Origin of the sequence: Pseudomonas oryzagri, assembly GCF_020831405.1 — a bacterium.
Classification (GTDB): Bacteria; Pseudomonadota; Gammaproteobacteria; order Pseudomonadales; family Pseudomonadaceae; genus Geopseudomonas; species Geopseudomonas oryzagri.
The window spans coordinates 15,958-37,486 of the sequence record NZ_JAJHPU010000042.1; the positions used below are offsets into that span (position 1 = coordinate 15,958).

The 21,529-nt window shown below is 64.5% G+C and carries 17 protein-coding genes; 4 read left to right on the plus strand and 13 right to left on the minus strand.

From position 1 onward, the window contains the following. Window positions 1-105 precede the first annotated feature (105 nt). The 3 genes from LMJ29_RS15150 (at window position 106) to LMJ29_RS15160 (ending at window position 4,824) form a co-directional block, all read left to right on the plus strand. Window positions 106-1,818 carry a c-type cytochrome gene (locus LMJ29_RS15150; RefSeq protein ID WP_229606356.1) on the plus strand — a complete coding sequence of 571 codons (1,713 nt, stop codon included), beginning with the start codon at window positions 106-108 and terminating at the stop codon, window positions 1,816-1,818. 12 nt (window positions 1,819-1,830) lie between these two features. Next, window positions 1,831-3,147, plus strand: a complete 1,317-nt coding sequence (locus tag LMJ29_RS15155) for an FMN-binding glutamate synthase family protein (protein WP_229606357.1) — start codon at window positions 1,831-1,833, stop codon at window positions 3,145-3,147. Between the two features lie 534 nt (window positions 3,148-3,681). Further along, window positions 3,682-4,824, plus strand: coding sequence for a Fic family protein (locus LMJ29_RS15160; RefSeq protein ID WP_229606358.1), 1,143 nt, complete (start codon window positions 3,682-3,684; stop codon window positions 4,822-4,824). 9 nt (window positions 4,825-4,833) lie between these two features. On the opposite strand, the gene LMJ29_RS15165 is transcribed toward LMJ29_RS15160, so the two are convergent. From LMJ29_RS15165 to LMJ29_RS15180, 4 genes are all read right to left on the minus strand, one after another. Beyond that, on the minus strand, window positions 4,834-5,145 hold the full coding sequence (locus LMJ29_RS15165; protein WP_229606359.1) for a hypothetical protein: 312 nt from the start codon (window positions 5,143-5,145) through the stop codon (window positions 4,834-4,836). Next, window positions 5,142-5,861 (minus strand): AzlC family ABC transporter permease, encoded by a 720-nt coding sequence (locus tag LMJ29_RS15170; protein WP_229606360.1) that lies wholly within the window; start codon window positions 5,859-5,861, stop codon window positions 5,142-5,144. Before LMJ29_RS15170 ends, LMJ29_RS15165 begins: the two co-directional genes overlap by 4 nt. Window positions 5,862-5,996: 135 nt before the next feature. Continuing rightward, a complete protein-coding gene (locus LMJ29_RS15175) occupies window positions 5,997-6,797 on the minus strand; it encodes an AraC family transcriptional regulator (protein WP_229606361.1) in 801 nt (266 codons plus the stop codon). Between the two features lie 154 nt (window positions 6,798-6,951). Beyond that, entirely contained in the window at window positions 6,952-7,221 is a 270-nt protein-coding gene (locus LMJ29_RS15180) for a metal/formaldehyde-sensitive transcriptional repressor (RefSeq protein WP_229606362.1), read from the minus strand. Window positions 7,222-7,321: 100 nt separating this feature from the next. Here LMJ29_RS15180 and LMJ29_RS15185 point away from each other — a divergent pair, with 100 nt between their 5' ends. Beyond that, a complete protein-coding gene (locus LMJ29_RS15185) occupies window positions 7,322-8,446 on the plus strand; it encodes a nickel/cobalt efflux protein RcnA (RefSeq protein ID WP_229606363.1) in 1,125 nt (374 codons plus the stop codon). 136 nt (window positions 8,447-8,582) lie between these two features. Here LMJ29_RS15185 and LMJ29_RS15190 read toward each other — a convergent pair whose 3' ends face one another. The 9 genes from LMJ29_RS15190 to LMJ29_RS15230 form a co-directional block, all read right to left on the minus strand. Continuing rightward, window positions 8,583-10,028 carry a SulP family inorganic anion transporter gene (locus tag LMJ29_RS15190; protein ID WP_229606364.1) on the minus strand — a complete coding sequence of 482 codons (1,446 nt, stop codon included), beginning with the start codon at window positions 10,026-10,028 and terminating at the stop codon, window positions 8,583-8,585. Window positions 10,029-10,163: 135 nt separating this feature from the next. Beyond that, entirely contained in the window at window positions 10,164-11,327 is a 1,164-nt protein-coding gene (locus LMJ29_RS15195) for a helix-turn-helix transcriptional regulator (RefSeq protein WP_229606365.1), read from the minus strand. Beyond that, window positions 11,327-12,700, minus strand: a complete 1,374-nt coding sequence (locus LMJ29_RS15200; protein ID WP_229606366.1) for a DUF1329 domain-containing protein — start codon at window positions 12,698-12,700, stop codon at window positions 11,327-11,329. Before LMJ29_RS15200 ends, LMJ29_RS15195 begins: the two co-directional genes overlap by 1 nt. A gap of 20 nt (window positions 12,701-12,720) precedes the next feature. After that, window positions 12,721-14,370: a DUF1302 domain-containing protein gene (locus tag LMJ29_RS15205; RefSeq protein ID WP_229606367.1), complete on the minus strand. Its 1,650-nt coding sequence runs from the start codon at window positions 14,368-14,370 to the stop codon at window positions 12,721-12,723. A gap of 325 nt (window positions 14,371-14,695) precedes the next feature. Then, a complete protein-coding gene (locus LMJ29_RS15210; protein ID WP_229606368.1) occupies window positions 14,696-15,598 on the minus strand; it encodes a VOC family protein in 903 nt (300 codons plus the stop codon). Window positions 15,599-15,752: 154 nt separating this feature from the next. Continuing rightward, complete coding sequence (locus LMJ29_RS15215; RefSeq protein ID WP_229606369.1) at window positions 15,753-16,829, minus strand: Rieske 2Fe-2S domain-containing protein; 1,077 nt, start codon at window positions 16,827-16,829, stop codon at window positions 15,753-15,755. Between the two features lie 17 nt (window positions 16,830-16,846). Beyond that, window positions 16,847-18,046, minus strand: a complete 1,200-nt coding sequence (locus LMJ29_RS15220; RefSeq protein WP_229606370.1) for an acyl-CoA dehydrogenase family protein — start codon at window positions 18,044-18,046, stop codon at window positions 16,847-16,849. A gap of 517 nt (window positions 18,047-18,563) precedes the next feature. Beyond that, window positions 18,564-19,523 (minus strand): hypothetical protein, encoded by a 960-nt coding sequence (locus LMJ29_RS15225; RefSeq protein WP_229606371.1) that lies wholly within the window; start codon window positions 19,521-19,523, stop codon window positions 18,564-18,566. Continuing rightward, window positions 19,520-21,529, minus strand: coding sequence for an ORC-CDC6 family AAA ATPase (locus LMJ29_RS15230; protein ID WP_229606372.1), 2,010 nt, complete (start codon window positions 21,527-21,529; stop codon window positions 19,520-19,522). Before LMJ29_RS15230 ends, LMJ29_RS15225 begins: the two co-directional genes overlap by 4 nt.

Here is a 21,529-nt window from a genome sequence, read left to right on the forward strand (position 1 = left end):
TTTTTCGTCTCGCACCTCTCCCGTGGCCTCTGGGTCCGTGGTGGTGCGGGCGGATGCCGTGCGGAAGGGGTCGATTCAAGCCACTTCATCTACAAGGAGGTCGATATGCATACAAAAATATTATCCAGGCTAATTCTCCTGCCGCTGTTGCTCAGCCCTGTCGCCTTAGTGGCGCAACCGGCCACCATCGACGAGCCGGAAATGACCCCGGTGGCCGCACCGTCCGCGGTCAGAGTCGCCATCAACAAGGAATACTTCGAAGCCTGCGAAGCGGAACTGGGGCCGTTTCCCCAGGAAACCGTCAACTGCCCGGATGCGGTGCTCATTCCCACCCAGCGCACGCTGAGCGATGGCAGCGTGGTCGAGGTCGGCGCGGATCTGCCGGCGAGCGTCCCCCGGTTCCGCAACCTCGAAACCGGCCAGCTCACCCACAATCCGGACACCCAGCTGTTCGACGACATCACCTCCTGCGACAAGCCCAGCGGAATCTTCCGCGACATGCGCAATGCCGGCTGCGTCCCCGGCAACCGCGTCAAGCACCTGACCGGCCAGACCAAGGGCGGTCAAGTGGTCGACTGGGTCTACATGTGCCGCAAGAACAGCAACTTCCCCGGCCAGGACCAGCACTACAACGAACTCGGCCTGATCGGCTACAACCGCAGCACCGGCAAGACCTGCTTCTTCGCCGGCCAGCCGACGGAAACCCTGAAGATCAAGGGCGAGTGGAAGGTCCGGGTGACCGAGGACGGCAAGACGGTCGAAACCACCCGTACCGAGGCGGACATCCCGCTGATCGCCGGCGACAAGCTGCCCGCGCCGGGCTTCGCGAAGTTTGATGAAAGGATGGTGGTCCACTGGTCGGTGCCGACCCTGGGCGGCTGCACCGGTTGCCACTCCGCCGGCCCCTTCGTGCGCTATCCCTTCAACGAGCCTGTCTGCCTGGTGAACGGCGGCGGCGACAACTGCAGCATCAGCTTCTCCAGCACCCAAGCCTGCGAAACGCATCTGGCCAAGGAATACGCCGGCAAGGAAAGGCTCAAATACCAGTGCCGGGTGCTCAAGCCCAAGCGCCAGCCGGGGATGCTCTATTCGGTGGTGTCGCCGTTCGATCCGAGCAGCGAACTCAACAAGTTCCTGCTGTCGATGAGCGATGCCGACAAGAGCGACGGCTACTACAAGGAACTGATGACCACGCCCTGGAACGATCCCAAGCGCCTGGTCGGCCAGGAAGTGCAGGCCTGCACGCAGTGCCACGAAATCGGCAACGCGGTGTACGCCAGCACCTTCATCAACTCGCTGTTCTCCCTGCACAAGCGCCTGGACGGCGCCTTCAAGCCGGCCGGCGACGAGCTGTGGCGCACCCGGCTGTACCTGTCGAACGTCTCGGCGAGCCAGCGCAGCTACAGCTACCACGACAACAAGATCGCCCACGAAGCGATCCTGCCGATCAAGGTCGACAGCGCATCGGCCAAGGAAGAGAACGAGTCGCGGGCCAAACAGTCGCTGGAGCGCTACCAGCAGGCCCTGCTGAAAATCGACGACTGCGGCCTGGATCCGCAAACCTGCCAGTGGGATCGCCACTGGACAGTGGCGCGGGTGCAGGAAGAGCCGCTCCAGTATCTGCAGGAGCGCTGCAGCTATTGCCATGCCCCCGGCATGGCCGAGCCGCTGCTGCAGACCGAAACGGACTTCCGCAAGGCGGCGGTGGCCGAGCGGATCATCGCCCGCCTGAACGAGCCGACCTATCCGATGCCGCCCAGCGGGCAACTGCCCGGCTCGACCCTGGACATCCTGGCCGCTTACCTGCGCAGCAAATAAAAGGACATCGCCATGAACGCAGAACTGGAAAAGAGCATCGCCGCCAGCATCGAAAACACCCGGATCGACATCCTGCAGACCATCGAACTCGGTCGGCAGCTGCTCGCCCAACCCAACGCCACCCACCACGGCCCGATGGTCGCCATGGGCGTTCCCAAGGACACCCTGCCCAGGTGGAACGACATCCAGATCCTCACCGCCCAGTTCCACACCAAACCCCTGGCGGACGGCGCGCAGGTGGACACCGGGCTGGTGATCGGCCCGCGCGCCCGCCAGCCGCTGGCGCTGGACATTCCCCTGCTGGTCAGCGACATGAGTTATGGCGCGCTGTCGCGCAACGCCAAGATGGCGCTGGCCAAGGGGGCCGACCTGGCCGATACGGCGATCTGCTCGGGCGAAGGCGGCATTCTCGAGGACGAGCTCGATCTCAACTCGCGCTACATCTTCGAGCTGGGCAGCGCGCGCAACGGCCTGAAGAAGGACACCGACCTCGCCCAGTTCGCCGAGCGCTTCAAGGGCCGGGTCAAGGCCTTCCACTTCAAGGGCGGCCAGGCGGCCAAGACCGGCACCGGCGGCCATCTGCCGGCCGGCAAGGTCACCGAGGAAATCGCCCGGGCGCGCAACATTCCGGCCGGCCAGGATGCGATCTCGCCGTCCACCTTCGCCGACTTCCACACGCCCCGCGACTTCGCCGCTTTTGCCAACGACATCCGCAGCGCGATGGGCGGCATTCCGGTCGGCTTCAAGATCAGCGCCAACCACATCGAGGAAGACCTGGGCTTCGCCCTCGAGGCCGGGGCCGACTACATCGTCCTCGATGGTCGCGGTGGCAGCACCGGCGCCGCGCCGGCGATCTTCCGCGACCACATCTCGGTGCCGACCATCGCCGCGCTGGCCCGGGCACGCAGGTTCCTCGACGGCGCCGGCTACCGCAAGGGCGCCCGGGACGGGGTGACCCTGATCGTCACCGGCGGTCTGCGCACGCCGGCCGACTTCATCAAGGCGCTGGCCCTGGGCGCCGACGGCATCGCGCTGTCCAACAGCGTCCTGCAGGCGATCGGCTGCATCGGCGCGCGCATCTGCGGCTCCGGCGACTGCCCGGCCGGCATCGCCACGCAAACCCAGCACCTGGTCAACAAGCTCGACGTCGAGGCCCGGGCGCGCGACCTGGCGATGTTCTTCACCGGCAGCGTGCACCTGATGGAGATCATGGCGCGGGCTTGCGGGCACCCTGCCTTGCGGGACTTCTCGCCGGCCGACCTTTCTACCTGGAAAACGGAAATGGCCAGCCTGGCCGGCATCCGTTATGCCGGGGTCGGCGCGCCTTGAGCGGATCGGCGCGGGAAGCCGACCGGCGCTGAGATCCGCCGCCCTGCCCCGGTGTTGGGACTTCGCCGGGCTGGGCGGTAGCCAGCGCATCGCACCATCGGAAGGGAGGGATGCAGGCATTCACCGGCAGGCGCAAGCCGCGCTTCGATGGATGCTGAAACCCACCTTCCGAGTGGGCAAATGGGTTCGGGTGGGCGAAGGGATTCGCCCGCTCAGCCAGCACGCCGCTCCGTCGGCGAATAAATTCGCCCCTACAGGCAGTACGTCGCCTCGTCGGCGAAGGGATTCGCCCCTACAGGCAGCACGTCGCCTACTCGACGAAGGGATTCACCCTTACAGGTGGCACATTGCCCTGTGGGGAATGAAGGCGTTCGTATGGCCAGCTCATACCTGTAGGGGCGAATTCATTCGCCTTTGCACGGCGCTCGGGCAAGCACCTCGGCTGGCCCCTGAGCCGAATAGTCGCCATAATCGGCTCACCCAATGAGCCGAATAAAGTCTCTATTCGGCTCATCACCCACGGGCAGGCAGACGATGGAACAAACCCGCTGGATCTGGCAGCAGCCCGACTGGCCGCATTTCCGCTGGCAGGCCGAACGCCTGGCGCCCCTGTTGCGCGACTGCACGCAGGCCCAGGGCCGGCTGCTCGGCATGGCTGGCGCCGTCGGTGGCGAGTTCGGCGCGCAGAGCGAGCTGGATGCCCTGCTGCAGAATATCGTCACCTCCTCGGCCATCGAGGGCGAACAGCTCAACGTCGGTTCGGTGCGCTCCTCGCTGGCCCGCCGCCTGGGCCTGGAAGCCGAGGCGCAGGCCCGCGTCAGTCCGCGCAGCGAGGGGCTGGCCGAGCTGATGCTGGACGCCACCCAACAGTTCGAGCAGCCGCTGACGTTGGAGCGCCTGTTGCACTGGCACGCGCTGCTGTTCCCCGAGCAGGAACTCGACCTGCTGCCACGACGCATCCGTGTCGGCGCCCTGCGCGGCGAGGAACCGATGCAGGTGGTGTCCGGCCGTCTCGACCGTCCCACCGTGCATTTCGAGGCGCCGCCGCGCGATGGGCTGGAGCAGCAGTTGGCGGCCTTCCTCGACTGGTTCGCCGCCAGTCGTAGCGATGCCGCCCTCGACCCGCTGCTGCGCGCCGGCCTCGCCCACTTCTGGTTCGTCACCCTGCACCCCTTCGACGACGGCAACGGTCGCCTGACCCGCGCCATCACCGATCTGGCGCTGGCCCAGGGCGAGCGCCAGTCCATCCGTTTCTACGCCATGGCGGCGAGCATCCTCGACGACCGCCGGGGTTATTACCGCATCCTGGAAAACAGCCAGAAGGACGGGCTGGACGTCACCGCCTGGCTCGAATGGTTCCTGTACACCCTGCTGACCAGCCTGCAGCAGGCGCTGGCGCGCATCGAGCGGGTACTGGCCAAGGCGCGTTTCTGGCAGCGGCACCGCGGGCAGGCGCTGTCCGCCGAGCAGATCAAGGTGCTCAACCGTCTGCTCGACGGCGGCGAACGCGGCTTCGCGGACGGCATCAGCGCCGCCCAGTACCAGGCCGTCGCCAAGGTCTCCAAGGCCACCGCCACCCGCCATCTGGCCGACCTGCTCGCCAAGGGCTGCCTGGTTCGCCTGCCGGGCGGTGGGCGCAGTACGCGCTACCAGGTCGCCTGGCCCGATGCGCTGTAGAGCGCGGCCTCAGCCCAGTCCGCGGACCAGCCCGAAGTAGATCGCCGTCCCCAGAACCGCCGTAGCGAGCACCCCCAGCCGGTCGAAACAGGCCATGCCGGCAACCACCGCCAAGGACGCCAGCGCCGCGACCGGCTCGCGCAGCGCCTCGCTGTAGACGAGATAAACCGCAAAGTTGACGAACACCGCCGCCGGCAGCAGGCGCTCGAGATAACGCCGTTGCCGCGGGCCGATCCGCAGCGGGACGAACGCCGGCAGGATGCGCACCAGGCAGCTGGTGCAGAACAGCGCGGCGATGGCGGTCTGGACCGGGTCGCTCATAGCCCCGCCCGCCACAGGATCAGGCTGGCCAGCCCTATGCCGGGAATCCAGAAGTACACCGGGCCCAGCAGGTGGATGAGCAGCAAGGATAGTCCTGCGCACAAGGCGGAGGCGGCCAGCACCCTTCCCCGACCCCGACCCCGCCCCCGACCCCGACCCCGCACCTGCAACCAGAGCCGCGCGCGCAGCTGCGCGGCCGACAGGTACATCAGCACCACGCTGGCCGGGTAGCCCAGGTTCACCTCGCGGCCCAGCCAGGCGGCCGGGACGAGGTGACCGAGCAGTGCGCCGAGCAGGCCGGCCAGTACCCAGGCGACGAAGAGACTGGTGCGGATCGCCCACAGGCTGGCGCCGCTGTCGTGCGGGCGCTCCATGGCGTAGGCCTCGTCGCCGAGCATGTGCGCGAGGCAGACGCGCTGGCCGGCTGGCGTCGGCAGGCGGGTGGCCGAGGCATAGGCGATCGGCAGGTAGCGGCTGTTGATCGAGGCGGTGACCAGCAGCATGGTCGCAAAGCCCGCGCCGGATTCGGCCAGCGGCAGCAGGGCGAACTGGCCGCTGCCGGAAAAGCCCAGCAGGCCGATGGCCAGCACCTCCAGAGGCGACCAGTCGGCGCGCGCGGCCAGCACGCCGAACAGCAGGCTGACCGGCACTATCGCCAGCGCCGCCGGGGCCACGCGGCGCAGGATGCCGTGCGGCTGCACCATGACGATGTTCATCGGGTATCCCTCGCAGTCGGATTCGAAGTCGGCCGGTCGCTGCGCGGGCGCGCAGCGGTGAGCGTTTTGAGGGGGCGAGTCTGGAGGAGATGGCGCGGCGCGGTCTTGCAGGATCGTGCAGCTTGCTGCGCCGGGTCAGTCGCGCTGCAGCAGCCGCAACCAGCGCGCCGGCGGGATGCCGTAAGCACGGGTGAAATGGTGGGTCATGTGGCTCTGGTCGGCGAAACCGGCGTTCAACGCCGCCTCGATGAGCGGCCGGCCGGCGACGATCTGCGCGCGTACCCGCTCCAGGCGGCGCAGGGTCAGGTAGCGATAGGGGCTGGTGCCGTAGAGGGCGCGGAAATCCCGCGACAGGCTCCAGCGCTCGCGGCCGCTGGCCTGCTCCAGCTCATCGAGGGTGAGGGTGCGATCCAGCGCGCTGTGGATGTATTCGCGGGCTCGTTCGGCGGCCGGATAATCCAGCGCCCGACGCCCGCGGCGGGCCCCGGCGACCGCCGCCAGCGCCTGCGCCAGATCGAAGATGGCATCGTCCTCTTCGAGCGGATCGATCCGGCAGTCCATGCCCTGCATGAGCGTTTGCGTGGCCGCGTACAGGCGCGGGTCGCGGGAGATGCCGTCGGCCACGAACGGCAGCGGCTTGCCGCCGAGGGCGTGTTGCAGCAAGGCCGGTTCGAGGTAGGCGATGCGGTAGCGAAAGCCCTCATCGGTGCCCGCCTCGCCGTCGTGCAGTTCGTCCGGGTGCAGGACGATGGTGCCGCCCGGCAGGCTGTGGCGCATCGCGTTGCGATAGCGGAAGCAGTGCACGCCGGCCAGCGTGCGGCCGATGGCGTAGGTGTCGTGCCGGTGCGGGGCGAAGCCATGGCCGCCGAAATAGGCTTCCATGCGCTCCAGCCGGGTCGATTGCGGCGCGCGTACCGCCCAATCCCTGACGCTCATCTTTCCTTGACCTCGTGTTGCATGGGCAAAAGCCGGGATACGGCGGCCGTCGGGCGGCCCCTGGTCCGGTGATTGGCGAATGAATTCGCCCCTACAGGCGACGCATCGCCCGGTGGGCGGCATCCCAGGGCCGGGACCGCCCCTCTACCTCCCGCTATTTCAGATAGGACTTGATGACCTGCAGCACCACGTCCATGTCCTGCTGGCGCTGTTCCAGTTCGGGCTCCTGCACCACGTGCTCGATGAGGTGGCCCTCGATGACCGCGGCCATCAAGCCGTTCACCGCGCCGCGAATCGCCGCGATCTGCTGCAATACGGCGCTGCAGTCACCACCCTGGTCGAGTTGCTTTTCCAGCGCGGCGGCCTGGCCCTGGATGCGCCGGACCCGGGTCAGCAGCTTCGCCTTGTCTCTTGTTATGTGCATGTAGCAACTTCCTGTGTGTCCCACGCCATACTGGTGGGTAGTATATTTATACTGTAGGGCAGTATCATGGCGCCGCTAGAAAACCCTTTCCGAGCCCGCCATGACCGACTTCGCTTCCCTGTTGCAGCAAGGCAATGCCTGGCTGTTCATTCCCAGCGCCATTCTACTGGGAGCCTTGCATGGTCTCGAGCCTGGCCATTCCAAGACCATGATGGCCGCCTTCATCGTCGCCATTCGCGGCACGCTGACGCAAGCCGTGCTGCTCGGCCTGTCGGCCACCCTCTCGCATACCGCGGTGGTGTGGGCGGTGGCGATGGCCGGGCTGTACTTCGGCCGCAACTGGGACGCCGAGACCACCGAGCCGTACTTCCAGCTCGCCTCCGGTGTGCTCATCGTCGCGGTGGCCGTCTGGATGCTGTGGCGGACCTGGCGCAATCAGTGCGCCGGCCACGCCCATGACCACCATCATCACGACCACGATCACTCGCACGACGAAGACAAGCTTATCGATACCGGCCACGGCACGGTGCGTCTGCAGGTGTTCGAGGACGGCGTGCCGCCGCGCTTCCGGCTGTTCCGGGAGAGCAAACACGGCCATGCGTGGACTGCCGGGCAGGTCGCCCTCGAAACCGAGCGCGCGGACGGCAGCCGCCAGGCGTTCGACTTTGCCCAGCGCGAGGGCTTCCTGGAATCCGTGCAGGAAATTCCCGAGCCCCACTCCTTCGTCGCCCGCCTGCGCCTCGGCCACGCCCACCACAGTCACGACTACGACGTGGAGTTCGTCGAGCACGACCACCATCACCACGCGATCCCGGATTACGCGGGGCTGGATGTTTCCGCGCCCGGCTATCAGGACCCGCACGAACTCGCCCACGCCAACGACATTCGCCGGCGCTTCGCCAACCGGCAGGTGACCACGGGGCAGATCGTGCTGTTCGGCCTGACCGGCGGGCTGATCCCCTGCCCGGCCTCGATCACTGTCCTGCTGCTGTGCCTGCAGCTCAAGCAGGTCGCGCTCGGCGCCACGCTGGTGCTGAGCTTCAGCATTGGCCTGGCGCTGACCATGGTGGCGTCCGGGGCCTTGGCCGCGCTGAGCATCAAGCATGTTTCCCGGCGCTGGAACGGCTTTGGCGAGTTCGCCCGCCGCGCGCCCTACTTCTCCGGCGCGCTGATCACGCTGGTCGGGCTGTACGTGGCATACGAAGGCCTGCAAGGGCTGATGTGATCCGGGGGCCTTGCGCCCCCTCGATCCAGCGTCACCGGGCGCTTTACTCCGATCCTGGCCAACACCGTGCGCAGCGGGCGGCGCGCGGTGTTGCAGCGGATGCCGAAACTTTCCCGCGCGCCCTTCTTCTCCTATCTCACCCCTGATGCACGCCAGCGCGCTTGAGCAACTGCTTGCAGCGCTCGGACAGGTGCAGCACGCGCAGGTGCTTGCCGGCCTTGGCGTAGCGCTCGCGCAGGGTCTTCAGCGCGGCGATGGCCGAGTAGTCGACGAAGCTCAGGTGGCGGCAGTCGAGCACCACCTCGGCCGGGTCGTTGGCGGCGTCGAACTGGTTGAGGAAGGCTGTGGTGGAGGCGAAGAACAGCGTGCCGTGCAGGCGGTAGAGCTTGCTGCCGTCGGCTTCCAGATGGCTATCGGCGTACAGCTCGCGGGCCTGCTGCCAGGCGAAGTTGAGCGCGGCGATGACGATGCCGCACAGCACGGCGGTGGCCAGGTCGGTGAACACGGTGACGATGGTCACCGCGAGGATCACCAGGGCATCGTTCAGCGGCACCTTGTCGAGCACGCGCAGCGAAGCCCAGGCGAAGGTCTGCTGCGCCACCACGAACATCACGCCGACCAGCGCGGCGAGCGGGATGCGCTCGATCAGCGGCGAGAGGAACAGCACGAACAGCAGCACCATCACCCCGGCGACCACGCCGGAAAGCCGGCCGCGCCCGCCGGAGCCGAGGTTGATCATGGTCTGGCCGATCATTGCGCAGCCGCCCATGCCGCCGAACAGCCCGGACACCACGTTGGCCGCGCCCAGCGCCGTGCACTCGCGGTCGGGGTAGCCGCGGCTCTCGGTGATCTCGTCGGTGAGGTTGAGGGTCAGCAGGGTCTCCAGCAGGCCGACCAGCGCCATCAGCACCGCGTAAGGCGCGACGATGGCCAGCGTCTCCAGGTTCCAGGGGATGTCCGGCAGGGCGAACACGGGCAAACCGCCGGCGATGTTCGCCATATCGCCCAGGGTGCGGGTCGGCAGGTCGAGCAGCCAGACCGCCAGGCCGACACTCAGGATCGCCACCAGCGCCGGCGGCACCGCGCGGGTCAGGCGCGGCAGCAGGTAGACGATGGCCATGGTGATCGCCACCAGTCCCAGCATCAGGTACAGCGGCGCGCCGGTCAGCCAGCCCTCGCCGGCCTTGAAGTGCTCCTGCTGGGACAGCGCGATGACGATCGCCAGGCCGTTGACGAAGCCGAGCATCACCGGATGCGGCACCATGCGCACCAGCTTGCCCAGGCGCAGCAGGCCGAAGGCGATCATCAGCAGCCCGCCCAGCAGCACGGTGGCGAGCAGGTACTGCGCACCGTGCTGCACCACCAGCGCGACTATCACCACGGCCATCGAGCCGGCGGCGCCGGACACCATGCCCGGCCGGCCGCCGAACAGGGCGGTCAGGGTGCAGATGATGAAGGCGCCGTACAGGCCCATCAGCGGGTTGAGGTGGGCCACCAGGGCGAAGGCGATGCACTCGGGCACCAGGGCGAAAGAGGTGGTGAGTCCGGCCAGGACATCGGCGCGCAGACGGGCTGGTTTCATGGTGTTCCTGCGATCCGGGCCGGCGAAACCAGCCCCGGGGAGTGGGAAAAAGGCTGCGGATGTTACGGAATCGACCCTTCTCCGGCCAGCCTCGGCGTTCCCCTCCCGCTCAACCGGGCAGCGTGGCGGCGCCCCTCAATCCAGCGCCACCACGCTGCACAGCAGCAGCTGCACCAGCGCGGTCTGGCGCTTCACGCCAGTCTTGGCGAACACGGCGCGCAGGTGGGTGCGCGCCGTGTTGCGGCTGATGCCCAGGCGGCTGGCGCTTTCCTCCAGGGTCAGGCCTTCGCCGAGCAGCACGGCCAGCGAGGCCTCGGCCGGGGTGAGCTGGTAGAGCTGGCGCAGCAGCGGTTCGGAGGGCAGCGCCGGGTGGGCGCTGTCGCGCAGGATCAGCTCGACGGCGGCCGCGCGGCCGGCTTCGGCGCTGACGGTCAGCGGGATGCTGCGCACCAGCACGCTGAGGCTGCCGCGCTGGCCGCCGCGGTCCAGGGCGATGGCTTCCACCAGGCCCATGCCGCGCCGTCCGGCGGTCGCCTGGCGGATCAGCCGCCACAGGCGGCGGTCGTCGCGCGGCGAGATGGCTTCGAGCAGGCCGTTGTGCAATTGCAGGCTGTCGCCGGCGGCGAGGATGTCCTCGGCGACCTTGTTGAGCCGGCAGATGGCGCCGTCCTCGTCGAGCAGGATCGAGCCGATGCCCATGCGCTCCAGGGTGCCCACGTACAGCCGACAGGCGCTCTCCACCCGGTCGAGGTGGGCGTACAGGCGCAGCGCGCGCTTGAGGTGCGGCAGCAGCAGGCCGCATAGCGCCCGCTCCGTCTCGCTGAACGGCCTGCCTTGCGGCGGGCGGCTCACGCGCAGGCGGAACTCGCGCTCGCGACCGTCGTCGCTGCGGATGTCGGCGCCCATCATGTAGCGCACCTGCAGCGGTTCGAGGAAGTCGCGGTAGATCACGCTATCGAGCCACTCGCGCTCGTCGATCAGCTCCTCGAGCATCACCACGGTGTCGCGCGGCAGATTGACGAACGGATCGACCGTATACAGCGAGCTGCTGTAGATGGCGTGGATGTGCGGCCGCGCCTCGCCGACGAACACCACCAGGCCGCGATCCTCGGCGCTGGGCAGGCGGATGGTCAGCGACACGTAGTTGGCACCGAACTGCCGGCGCAGGGCATCGAGCAGGCCATTCCACGGCTTGTCCTCGAGCAGGCCGTCGTAGACCAGGCCGATCAGCCCCTGCAGCTCGGCATAGCTGGTGGCCGCGGCGAGGCAAGGGGCGCACGCGCCCCCTGCCCCTTCCATCACAGCCCTCCCCGGCGGGCCGCCTCCGGTCCGAACATCGCCGGGCGGAAGTTCGAGGCGTTCAGCTTGTAGCCCTTGGGCTGCTCGTTGATCAGGTTCAGCGCCAGATAGGTGTTCTCCAGCAGGTCGTGGTAGAGGCCGACGCCGGCCTGCCAGGCGTTCATCTCGTAGGCGTAGTAGTAGTTGACCATCGAGGTGCGCCAGATGCTGCCGCGGGTGTCGTAGTTGTCGGCGAGCACGGCGTGCCAGGTGTCCTCGTCGATGTACAGCACGCGCTTGCCGTACAGGTGGCGGTAGTTCTCCTTGAGCTTGCCTTCCACCACCCAGACGCGGTGCAGCTCGTAGCGCATGAACTGCGGATTGGCGTGGCCGGGCTTGATCAGCTCGTCATAACCGACCTTCTCCGAGTGCAGGCGGTAGGCGTTGTAGGGGATGTACATTTCCTTCTTGCCGACGATGGTCCACTCGAAGCGGTCCGGGCCGCCGTTGAACAGGCGGATCTCGTCGACCGTCACCGAACCGCCGGTGCCCGGGAAGGACATGTCATAGCCGTAGCCTGGGCTCTGCCGCACGCGGCGGGTGCCCGGATCGTAGCGCCAGCTCTGCCGCGGGTCCTTGGCGTAGTTGAAGAAGTCCAGACCGGTGTTCAGCTCGCCCTTGTCGCGCAGCGGCAGCAGCGTTTCGTTGAGGTAGTAGCTCGCCACGCCCTCGGTCTTGCCGCGGTGGGTCAGGTCGTTGGCCGGCGCCAGGTAGTTGGACTTGACCCGTCCCCAGTTGATCTTGCCGTCGCGCTGCACGAAGGCGTTGTCGTAGGTGGCCTCCTCGGTGTGCGCGCGCGCCGGCAGGATGGTGTTCCACAGCAGCTCCAGCCCCGACTTGGGGAACGGGAACGGCGGTGCGCCGGTGATCGCCTCCACGCCCATGCCGTCGTTGACCAGGGTGGCGCTGGCGGCGTTGTCGCGGATCGATGCGCACACCTCATCGCTGTAGCGGAAGTCGCGGCGGCTCGGGTAGACCGGCATCTGGAAGGTGTCCGGGTAGAGGCGGAACAGCTCCTTCTGCCCGGCGCTCAGGCGGTCGGCGTACTGCGCCAGATTCTGCGCGGTGATGGTGAACAGCGGCTTGTCGTCCGGATAGGCGTCCACCGGATGGCTGCCGGTGCCGGCGAAGTTCACCCCCGGCGGCACGCCCAGCCACTTGCCGGAATATTCGGGAATGCTGCCGTCGGCGTTGCCGGCGCGCTCGGCGCCCATGCAGGTGTAGGTGCTGCCCAGCTTGGCCAGCTCATCGGCCGTGGCCTTGGCCAGCGCCTGGCCGGCGGCCAGCAGCAGCGCGCCGCAGGCGAGCGCACTGGCGAGTTTCGTGTGCTTCATGGTTCCGTCCCCATTTTTTCTTAGTAGGTGTACTTGGCGTTCAGCGACACGTAGTCGCGATCGGCGAGGGTGCGGCCGTTGGCGATGTCCGCCGAGCCGAGATAGCCGACGTAGGTCAGGCCGACCTGGAAGTTGCCCAGGTACTTGAAGTCGCCGCCCACGGTGATGCGTCGCTCGTCGCGGCCCAGGCCCGAGTAGGCGCTGCCGGACACGTTCTGGTTCCAGAACACCTTGGTGGTCAGGTCCCACCCGCTGAACAGGCTCGGGTAGTCGAACATCGCGCCGACGCCGACCAGCGTGCTGCCGCGGGTCTGGCCGTCGTACTCGTAGTCGTCGAAGGTGCCGTTCTGCCCCGGCAGGCCCCCGGTCACCACCAGGTCCTCGACGCTGTCGATGCGCTGGTGCACCACCTCGCCCATCAGCGTGGTCTGGTGGGCCAGCGCGCTCGGGCCGATGATGTAGACGGCGTTGAGGTTGCCCTGGATCAGGTTGCCGCGGGTCGGCGCGCCGTTGGACAGGTACACGGCGGCATCCTCGCGGTAGCTGAGGTCGCTGCCGATCTGCACCGCATCGCCCAGCTTGGTGCTCAGGCTCACGCCGGTGAGGGCGATGTCGTCGAAGTAGCCGAGCTGATAGGCCGGCGCGTTGCCCGCCCCGGTGCCGCGGCCGACGTCTTTGAGCGAGGAGTACTGGGTGTCGCCGGTGAAGTCGAAGAACAGCGCCGCCACCCGGTCGTGATAGCGATAGTGATAGAGGCCAACCTCGGTGTCCTGACCCAGCCGGTAGCGCAGGCCCAAGCCCCACTGGCCGTCGTCGCCCGGCTCCACCTCGCCGGCGAAGTTGGCCACGCGGAAGGTCTGGTCCGGCAGGTTGCCGATCACCCCTGGCGCCAGGCGGTAGAACTGCGCGCCGGGGCCGAAGTAGTCGCTACCGAAGTAGTCGCCCACCGGGTTGAGCAGGGTTTCCTCCCACTCGTACTGCCAGAAGCCGATCAGGGTCAGGTCGTCGGTCAGCGAGAAGGACGCCGACACCTGGCCGACCGGCAGGTAGGCGTCCTTGGCCTCGGTGCCCGGCACGTTGAACTTGGTGGCGTCCACCGGCGCCTGGCCCTGGCTGATGTTCGGCCAGAACAGGCTCTCGCCCCAGGCCACCAGGTGGCGGCCGGCCTTGGCCGACAGGTAGTGGCCGTCCAGGTCCCAGTTGCCGAACACGAAGGCGTCCAGCAGGCGGAACTCGCCGCCGCTGCGCTCGCGGGTCTTCTCGATGAAGTGGTCGTGCGCGCCGATCTTGTTGACGGTTTCCGGCGAGTCGTTGTCGTTGCTGTCGCGATAGGCCGCATCGTAGAAGTGGCTGGCACGCAGCATGGCGCCGAGGTTGTCGTGGCGCAGCAACATCTCGCCGAACAGGCTGACGCGGTTGGTGATCAGCGCGCCGCGGTCGAAGTTGCGTGTGCCGTCGTCGTAGTTGAGATCGGCGAGGTACTCGTCGTCGGCCTTCTCGGCGCGCATCGAGGCGGTGTAGTTGACCGTCAGCGACGACTCGAGGGTGGTCGACTCGCCCAGCTCGACGGTCGGCAACGCCTGCACCGTTCCGCTGGCCAACGCCACGGCCAGAGCCAGCAACTCGCGCTGGCCGGCGCGCCGGCAATCCTTTCTTGCTGCCTTGGGCATTCTGCCTCCTGATTTTTGTTGTTCTGGCATTGCAGGCCCGCGCTCAGGCATACGCCACGCGGGCAGGTCCTCAGCCCGCGGCGCGCGTAAAGCCGGCGCGCCGTGGACGAGTCCAGTGTGGGAAGGGTCGGGGGGATGACACATCATCCATTTGAGGGAGATCCGGGCGTGATGGGCTGGCAGCACGTCCGGGGGTGTTGCGCGTGCGGTAGCGACCAAAACGCGCCCGCGCAGGCGGGAGCCCGGGTGCCACGCCTTGCCGGATTCCCGCCGAAGCGGGATTGCCGGCCCGTTGCCAGCCGCCCGCGGTCTTGGCGACCGGGCCTTACCGCTCCGGTGCGTTGAATCCCACGCCGAAGTCATGCCCCCACACGCTCACCTCGCTCGCCTCATAGACGCTGTGCCGCGACCAGTCGAGGACCAGGCCGCCGAAGCCGTACTCGATGGCGAAGCCCGAAGGCGTGTCCATATAGAAGGAAGTCATGCGGTCGTTGACGTGCTGGCCGAGGGTGGCCATCAGCTTCACGCCCGCGCGCTGCATGCGGTCGTGGGCGCGGCCGACCTCCACCAGGTTCTCCACCTCCACCATCAGGTGCACGCAGCCGCTGGGCACCGGCCCGCCGAACAGCGCCAGGCTGTGGTGACGGCCATTGCCGCAGTGCAGGAAGTAGATGGGGATGGCCGGGGCGTCCGGCGCCGGTTGGAAGCGGTGGATGTCGGACAGCCCGAAGCCCATTACATCGCGCAGGAACGCCCAGGTTTCCGCGAAGTTCGGTGCCGGCAGCACCGTGTGCCCCATCCCCAGCTCGCCGGTGACGAAACCCGGCACACCGGCCGGCGAGACGAAGCGGCGAAAGTCCGAGCGCACGCCCCACACCAGCTCGTGCAGGTTGCCGGACGGGTCGCGCAGGCTGGCCAGGCCGTTGACCCGGCGCACCGCGCATAGCTCGGCGCAGCCGCGCTCGAACGGCACGCCGGCGCGCTCCAGTTCCGCGCAGGCCTGCTCGAAGGCTTCCTCGCCCGCCAGCTCCCAGCCGCTCGCCACGTAGCGGTCGGCCGGTCCGCTGGAGACGAACAGCCGGAACGGCCGCTCGTCCATCTTGATATAGAGGTCGCCCAGCGGCCCCTCCTCCACCATCATGCCCAGCACCTGCTCGGCCTGCCGGCGCCAGGCGGCCAGGTCGCGGCTGCTCGCCACCACGTAGGCCAGTCCACGAATGTCCATCATCGGATTCTCCTAATCGCGGCGCGGGACTCCCTGTAGGGGCGAATTCATTCGCCAAGCAGGCCAGCGGCCTGCCCTTGGCAACATCGGGGGCCGCGCTGCGGCCCATGGCGAATAAATTCGCCCCTACAGAAGAACCCTGCGCTGCCTTGGCTGATCAGCCGCGCAGGTGGCGCAGTTCCGGCTTCACGCCGATGTAGTCCATGTCGATCTCGTGCTCGTAGCGACGGGTCGACTCCTCGGACGCCTCGTTGATCGGCTGGAAGAACTGGTCGTACCACTTGCGCGCGTGGTAGATCGGCCCGTCGCTCTCGCACAGCATCGGGTTGCCGATGCGCACCTTGTTGTCCCAGATAGCCACGTCGGTACCCAGGGCGACGCACTGCAGCTCGGTCCACTCGGCGATCAGCTGCTGGTTCTCCGCCTTGCTCAGGCCCGGGATGTTCCTGGTGGCCACGCCGAAGTGCAGGGTGAAGCTGTTGTGGTCGATGGCGGTGTTACCGACGATGTAGATGGTCTCCATGTAGTGGCCCTTGTACGGCCCCTTCAGCGACACCAGCAGCACGCCCGGCCCGTAGTAGGTGGCGTAGGTCACCACCGGCTCGCCCTCGCTCATGATCCGCGAGCCGGAGATCTGCACCTGGGTGGCCTTGTGGCCCTCGAACAGGTTGGCGAAGAACAGCGACGGCGACTGGTGCGTCTCGTCGAAGTGCCCCATGTCGACGATGTTGTCCACCAGCTCGCGGCTGTTGGCGTTGATCACCCACTCCGCCCAGTGCATCTGGCTGTACTCCGGCGAGTACAGCTCTTCCAGGCGCGGGATCTCCTGGCCGTCGAGCGGCGGGTTGCCGTCCGGGTCGTGCCAGATGAACAGTGCCTCGTTCAGCTCGGCGGTGGCCCAGCGCCCCACCCGCGCCTTCGGCGGCACGCGCTTGCAATAGGGAATGCTCACCGCCTTGCCTTCGCGATCGAACTGCCAGCCGTGGAACGGGCAGACCACGTTGTCGCCCTCCAGGCGGCCGTGGCTGAGGTCGCCGCCCATGTGCGGGCACCAGGCGTCGAGCACCTGCAGCGCGCCGTCGGAGGTCTGGAACACCACCAGGCGGTAGCCGAAGGCGTTCACCGTGTGCGGCTTGCCGTCCTTGTACTTGAGGGCCGAGCCCAGGCAGTGCCAGCCGCGGGCGTAACGCTCGGGGATCGGGTCGGCGATGATCTTTGCGCGATTCATGGACATGGTCGGGTCTCCAGGGCTCAGAGGAAGCTGTCGGTGGTGGTCTGGTCGGTCAGGGCGATGAAGCCGAAGGCGCGGCCGAACAGGTCGACGTTGTTGGCGATGTGCGCGCGGCCGGTGAACACGTCGAGGAAGATTCGCGTCAGCGGATTGCTGCGGTAGGTGCCGGTGGCGCCGCAGCAGCGCAGCAGCTCGTTGATGTGGTGGGCGCACTCGTTGGCCACCTGGGCGAGCTGGTAGCGCTGGCGCAGCCGCTCGTTGACCGGCGCCGCCTCGCCGCGCTCGGCCCAGGCCATCTGCACGTCGTAGTGGCGCTTGCGGTTCTCCACCATCTGCTCGTGGGCCACCACCGCGCGGGCGTAGGCCAGCTGCGCGTTGGGATCGTCCACCGTGCGCATGCCGACGTTCTTGCTGATGCCCTGCCTGGCGTAGTCCTTGAAGTGCTGGATGGCCGCCGCCAGGCCGCCGATGCAGGCGTTGGATACCGCTGGGATGAACATCTGCGCGAACGGCACCCGGTACAGCGGCGCACTGTTCAGCTCGCGGCCGGGGTTGGCCGCGTCGTCGTGCTGCTGGGTGGCGTGGGCGCGGTGGAACGGCACGAAGGCGTCCTCGACCACGATGTCGTGGCTGCCGGTGCCGCGCAGGCCGATCACGTCCCAGTTGCGCTCGATACGAAAATCGCTCTGCGGCACCAGGAAGGTCCGGTAGCTGTTGCCCTTGCCCACGCCCGGCGTCAGGTTGCCGCCGAGGAACACCCACTCGCAGTGCTCGCAGCCGGTGGAGAAGCCCCAGCGCCCGCTGATGCGATAGCCGCCCTCCACTTCCGTGACCTTGGCCACCGGCATGTAGGTCGAGGCGATCAGCGTCGAGGCATCCTCGCCCCATACCTCCTGCTGCGCCTGCTCGGGGAACAGCGCCAGCTGCCACGGATGCACCGCCACCACCCCGTACATCCAGGCCGTGGACATGCAGCCCTCGGCCAGCGTCTGCTGGATCTCGGCGAACACCTTGGGCCCGTACTCGAAGCCGCCGTGGCGCTTGGGCTGCATGACGCGGAACAACTGCGCCTCCTGCAGCGCGGCGATCACGTCATCGGCCACCTTTAGCTCGGCCTCGGCCTGCGCGGCACGCTCGGCCAGCAGCGGCACCAGCGCCCGGGCGCGGGCAACCAGCTCCTCGGGGGAAATTCTTGTTGTTTGCTCCATCGACTCACCCATGGTCGTGCGGGAAGAAGTCGCGAACCGCCCAGCATTCAGCGGCGGCTCGCCTTGTGTGACACGGGCTGGATTCTTTGTCGGGGGCCGGGGGGCGACATCATCCGAATGGAGTAGCCGCGCGGGTAGTGGGGGTTTTGTTGATCTGGAGCAATTGCTGAAGGGTGGATAGCCGCAGCGCGTGGTAGATGGCTATAACGGCGCGGGGTCGCGGGCACCACGCCAAGGTAGGATGTTCGGATTGTAGATTGTAGGTAGTGGCGTCCAGCTGCTTTTGGCGAGCGCTCGACAAGCCCGTTCTCTTGGACAAGCCACGAACTTCCCCAAAATTCACGGACACCCAGTTAAGCCCGGATAGTTTTTTCAAACCATACCGGGCTAATCCAATTCAGGGTCAAGTACCGTCACTGACGGATTTGTGAAAGCTCGAGGTAATCGAGCAGAACCGCTCGCACCTTGTCTCGCACCGTATACCGGCGACGATAGTCGCTCGATCTGAGCATGGGCTAATTATAAAAAATCAAAAAAACTCCACTTCATACGCCCAGAGCCTTTTTATTCCAAGACTTGTCTCTCTTGAATAAGTTGTGCATTCGGGCGTCAAAAGAGAGACGCCTCCTCTTTGACGCCCCTCGAGCTGCCAGTAAAGTGCAAATCCTAGAGTTTGAGCTTTGGTAGAGAGGGGTGCCAAATAAATGTTTGGGGACCCATATTTAAAATCAATCCTCAAGACAATATCTCTAATCGCTTCAGCTGTAGCAAAAGGATCATTTGCTGGAGCAAAATTTCGATTACTAACCCACTTGCTACTAAGCGCAACATCCCCACTTTCCGACGCACGAAGAGCACTCTGTTGGTACATATCTGGCCCAAGAGATGGGAAGCCAAAAACCGGATAAACCTCAGCGTCGTCTTTATTGTTTACAACTTCCGAAATAAGCTTATGATCATAGCCGACACCAAGAATAAGATGATCCTTGTCGTTGGAGGCATTCACAAGCGACATCCCCCTTACAGGGCGAACTCGGCCCGTAGTAGTTGTACTAAAGGGGGTGTCTTCTTGCTGGACATATGAAACTGGTTCAGAATACAAAAAAGTAACTCGCTGCACACCACTGTGTGCAAGCTTCGCTACAAGAAAAACCAACACGTGCCGCATGAATCCGGTGGTATCTATACATAGCGACAACCCACCAAGAGCAACACTTCCGCCGAGAGCATTTACTATATTGTTAACCTGAGCCACCTCGTCGAGGTCGCAAGGTCTGATTAAAGGAGCGCCATGAGGCTCATCCAAGGGTGCATAACGATATTCGGGGTGCAGCACCCAAAATTTCTGCCCTGCAACCACATCTTGAAAAACTCTAATAACCCTGTCGCTAGAGTTGTACGCTGATATAAATACGTCAAAAGCCGCTAGCTCTTTTTTTATCCTGCCAGCGCTTATTGATCGACGATAAAAAATCGAATAATCAATCATGAGAAAAGATCTTTTTGCTGACTTGAAAAATTGGACTGAAAGAATGGATTATTCCATTTGTTAGCAAGCCCCCGGAGAAGGACTTCAAACTCCGCAACCTTCTCACCATCGAAAATCGAGTTCACCAACTCTGAGCTAAGGCTTATGTCCCCGCGCCTAGCTATCGGAAGTTGCCAACGCGGAGAAAGCATGGGATTCAGTTGTACTTTTCGGTTTACCCGATCACTATTCCTATCAGGTCTTCCCTCGTCAACTTCAAACAAAAAAGAATACTTTAAAGCCAAATCCAACGCTTTTCTGGACTCCGAATTCAAATCCTCATCCGAAAAGCTAACTGTCAGCGGAGACACTTCGGGAATTTTTACAGCGAACCGCGCAGTACGCAGCAGAGAGGCAAGCCTCTCGATTGCCCTTCTTGCAACGTCTGAAGGTGCACCGTAATTGGTATCTCTTTCAAACATGAATCTAGCAGCTTCTGCAGCAGCAGTTGTTTGAAGGGCGATATCGGCCGGCGGCCCGCTTACAAAGTCCAATTCTTTGAATGCCGATATTTCATAGATGCGCCCGAGCGAAATCAAAAGATTTCTTGGATTTCCGCATGCCATACCAATAAAAGTGTCAAATCCTGCATAGGGAACCCCTAGCGATTTCTTGGACTCGCGGCATAACTGGGCAAACAGATCAAGCTTATAGTGCCCATATGCATTGGCATAGCCACTTTTACCTCTTGGCGCTCGTAGAACGAATTCTTTTGCCTGCCGCGATATCTCCTTCGCCATTTCAAGAGGAGCGACTGCGGCTTTAAATTTTTTGCAGAAAAGCAAAATATTTAACTTCTGCAGAATTAGTGGATGACCGGAAACCAGCAAATCCACAATCTCAGATACCAGCCCAATATCCCACTTTTGAAGAATGAAATAAGACTTGAGCATGTCCTCGAAATTCTTAATGAACACCCTATCAGTTGGATCAATTCCAACTTTCGAAAAAGAAGCCTCATAAAAGTCTGAAGAGTCAATTTCCTGCAAGCAATTACTTGGCTCAAACTGTCCTATATTTCTCCCAACACGACGCCCAAATCCCAATCTATTTTGAACAAACTTCCGCGCAAACTGGCCAAATTTTATATTTTTCGTCAGCATATCATCCAGACGAACGGTCTTAAACTCAGAACCCTCGCGGTTTTCCTCGCCCCCTATAGTTACTGTTGTACGTCTTGCATAGAGCCGCCCACTAACCCTGAAAGTAGCCAAACCTTCGCCATACCTAATAAGCGAATTCACTACAACTTGCTGAGAAGTTGAGAAATTCTCGATCTCGTCAAGCATGTATATTAAAGGGATATCCTTGAAGTCGTCACTTAACGCACACATTGCTCGCTTAAGAGGCAGACACAGAGCGCCAACTCCAAAAGGTGCGCGTATGTCAAGCGCCCCCGAGAACGCCGCATTATTTACCGCTTGATCAATAGACCTACGCTCCCCCTCAATCCAGGCTCTTAACTCTTCTATAGACTGACATTGAGTCACGCCCGGGTTGCCCACTGACTCGTTTAAACAGCGCAAAAAAGAGATCTCGTCAAAAAACACATCCGGCGACGTCTTCTTTATCTCTGACAATGCATCAAGAACCAGCTCTGTCAGCTTTAACTCCAAATAGACCCCAAATAGAGTTTGCCACTTGACGGGGGGCTCCCCTGGCATTTCGAATCTCGCCGAATCAAGTGCTGTCGCCCTCAAGAAAACAGCCAGATATCCCATCTCTTTAACAGAGTCGACACCACTCAAGTTAGGCCTCCGCAGCCTGGCAACCTGGTATGAGTGATATCGAAGTAAATGGGTTTTTCCCGTGCCCTTTCCCCCTAATATGTATTTTGAGATTGGAGAGGTGGGCTCCATTACAGCATTTATTATCGCTGCACCTAGCTCAACCCACAGTGAGTTTATTTGAGCATCCGTAATGTCAGAGGCTCGCACTAGCGAGAATGGATTAGCTTTATCAACCAT

Bases quoted from the DNA above. Each gene is read 5' to 3' on its own strand.
- LMJ29_RS15210 (WP_229606368.1), bottom strand. From the start codon at position 15,598: ATGATGGACATTCGTGGACTGGCCTACGTGGTGGCGAGCAGCCGCGAC.
- LMJ29_RS15215 (WP_229606369.1), bottom strand. From the start codon at position 16,829: ATGTCCATGAATCGCGCAAAGATCATCGCCGACCCGATCCCCGAGCGT.
- LMJ29_RS15165 (WP_229606359.1), bottom strand. From the start codon at position 5,145: ATGAGCGACCCGGTCCAGACCGCCATCGCCGCGCTGTTCTGCACCAGC.
- LMJ29_RS15205 (WP_229606367.1), bottom strand. From the start codon at position 14,370: ATGCCCAAGGCAGCAAGAAAGGATTGCCGGCGCGCCGGCCAGCGCGAG.
- LMJ29_RS15230 (WP_229606372.1), bottom strand. From the start codon at position 21,529: ATGGTTGATAAAGCTAATCCATTCTCGCTAGTGCGAGCCTCTGACATT.
- LMJ29_RS15180 (WP_229606362.1), bottom strand. From the start codon at position 7,221: ATGCACATAACAAGAGACAAGGCGAAGCTGCTGACCCGGGTCCGGCGC.
- LMJ29_RS15220 (WP_229606370.1), bottom strand. From the start codon at position 18,046: ATGGGTGAGTCGATGGAGCAAACAACAAGAATTTCCCCCGAGGAGCTG.
- LMJ29_RS15185 (WP_229606363.1), top strand. From the start codon at position 7,322: ATGACCGACTTCGCTTCCCTGTTGCAGCAAGGCAATGCCTGGCTGTTC.
- LMJ29_RS15200 (WP_229606366.1), bottom strand. From the start codon at position 12,700: ATGAAGCACACGAAACTCGCCAGTGCGCTCGCCTGCGGCGCGCTGCTG.
- LMJ29_RS15155 (WP_229606357.1), top strand. From the start codon at position 1,831: ATGAACGCAGAACTGGAAAAGAGCATCGCCGCCAGCATCGAAAACACC.
- LMJ29_RS15175 (WP_229606361.1), bottom strand. From the start codon at position 6,797: ATGAGCGTCAGGGATTGGGCGGTACGCGCGCCGCAATCGACCCGGCTG.
- LMJ29_RS15195 (WP_229606365.1), bottom strand. From the start codon at position 11,327: ATGGAAGGGGCAGGGGGCGCGTGCGCCCCTTGCCTCGCCGCGGCCACC.
- LMJ29_RS15150 (WP_229606356.1), top strand. From the start codon at position 106: ATGCATACAAAAATATTATCCAGGCTAATTCTCCTGCCGCTGTTGCTC.
- LMJ29_RS15190 (WP_229606364.1), bottom strand. From the start codon at position 10,028: ATGAAACCAGCCCGTCTGCGCGCCGATGTCCTGGCCGGACTCACCACC.
- LMJ29_RS15160 (WP_229606358.1), top strand. From the start codon at position 3,682: ATGGAACAAACCCGCTGGATCTGGCAGCAGCCCGACTGGCCGCATTTC.
- LMJ29_RS15225 (WP_229606371.1), bottom strand. From the start codon at position 19,523: ATGATTGATTATTCGATTTTTTATCGTCGATCAATAAGCGCTGGCAGG.
- LMJ29_RS15170 (WP_229606360.1), bottom strand. From the start codon at position 5,861: ATGAACATCGTCATGGTGCAGCCGCACGGCATCCTGCGCCGCGTGGCC.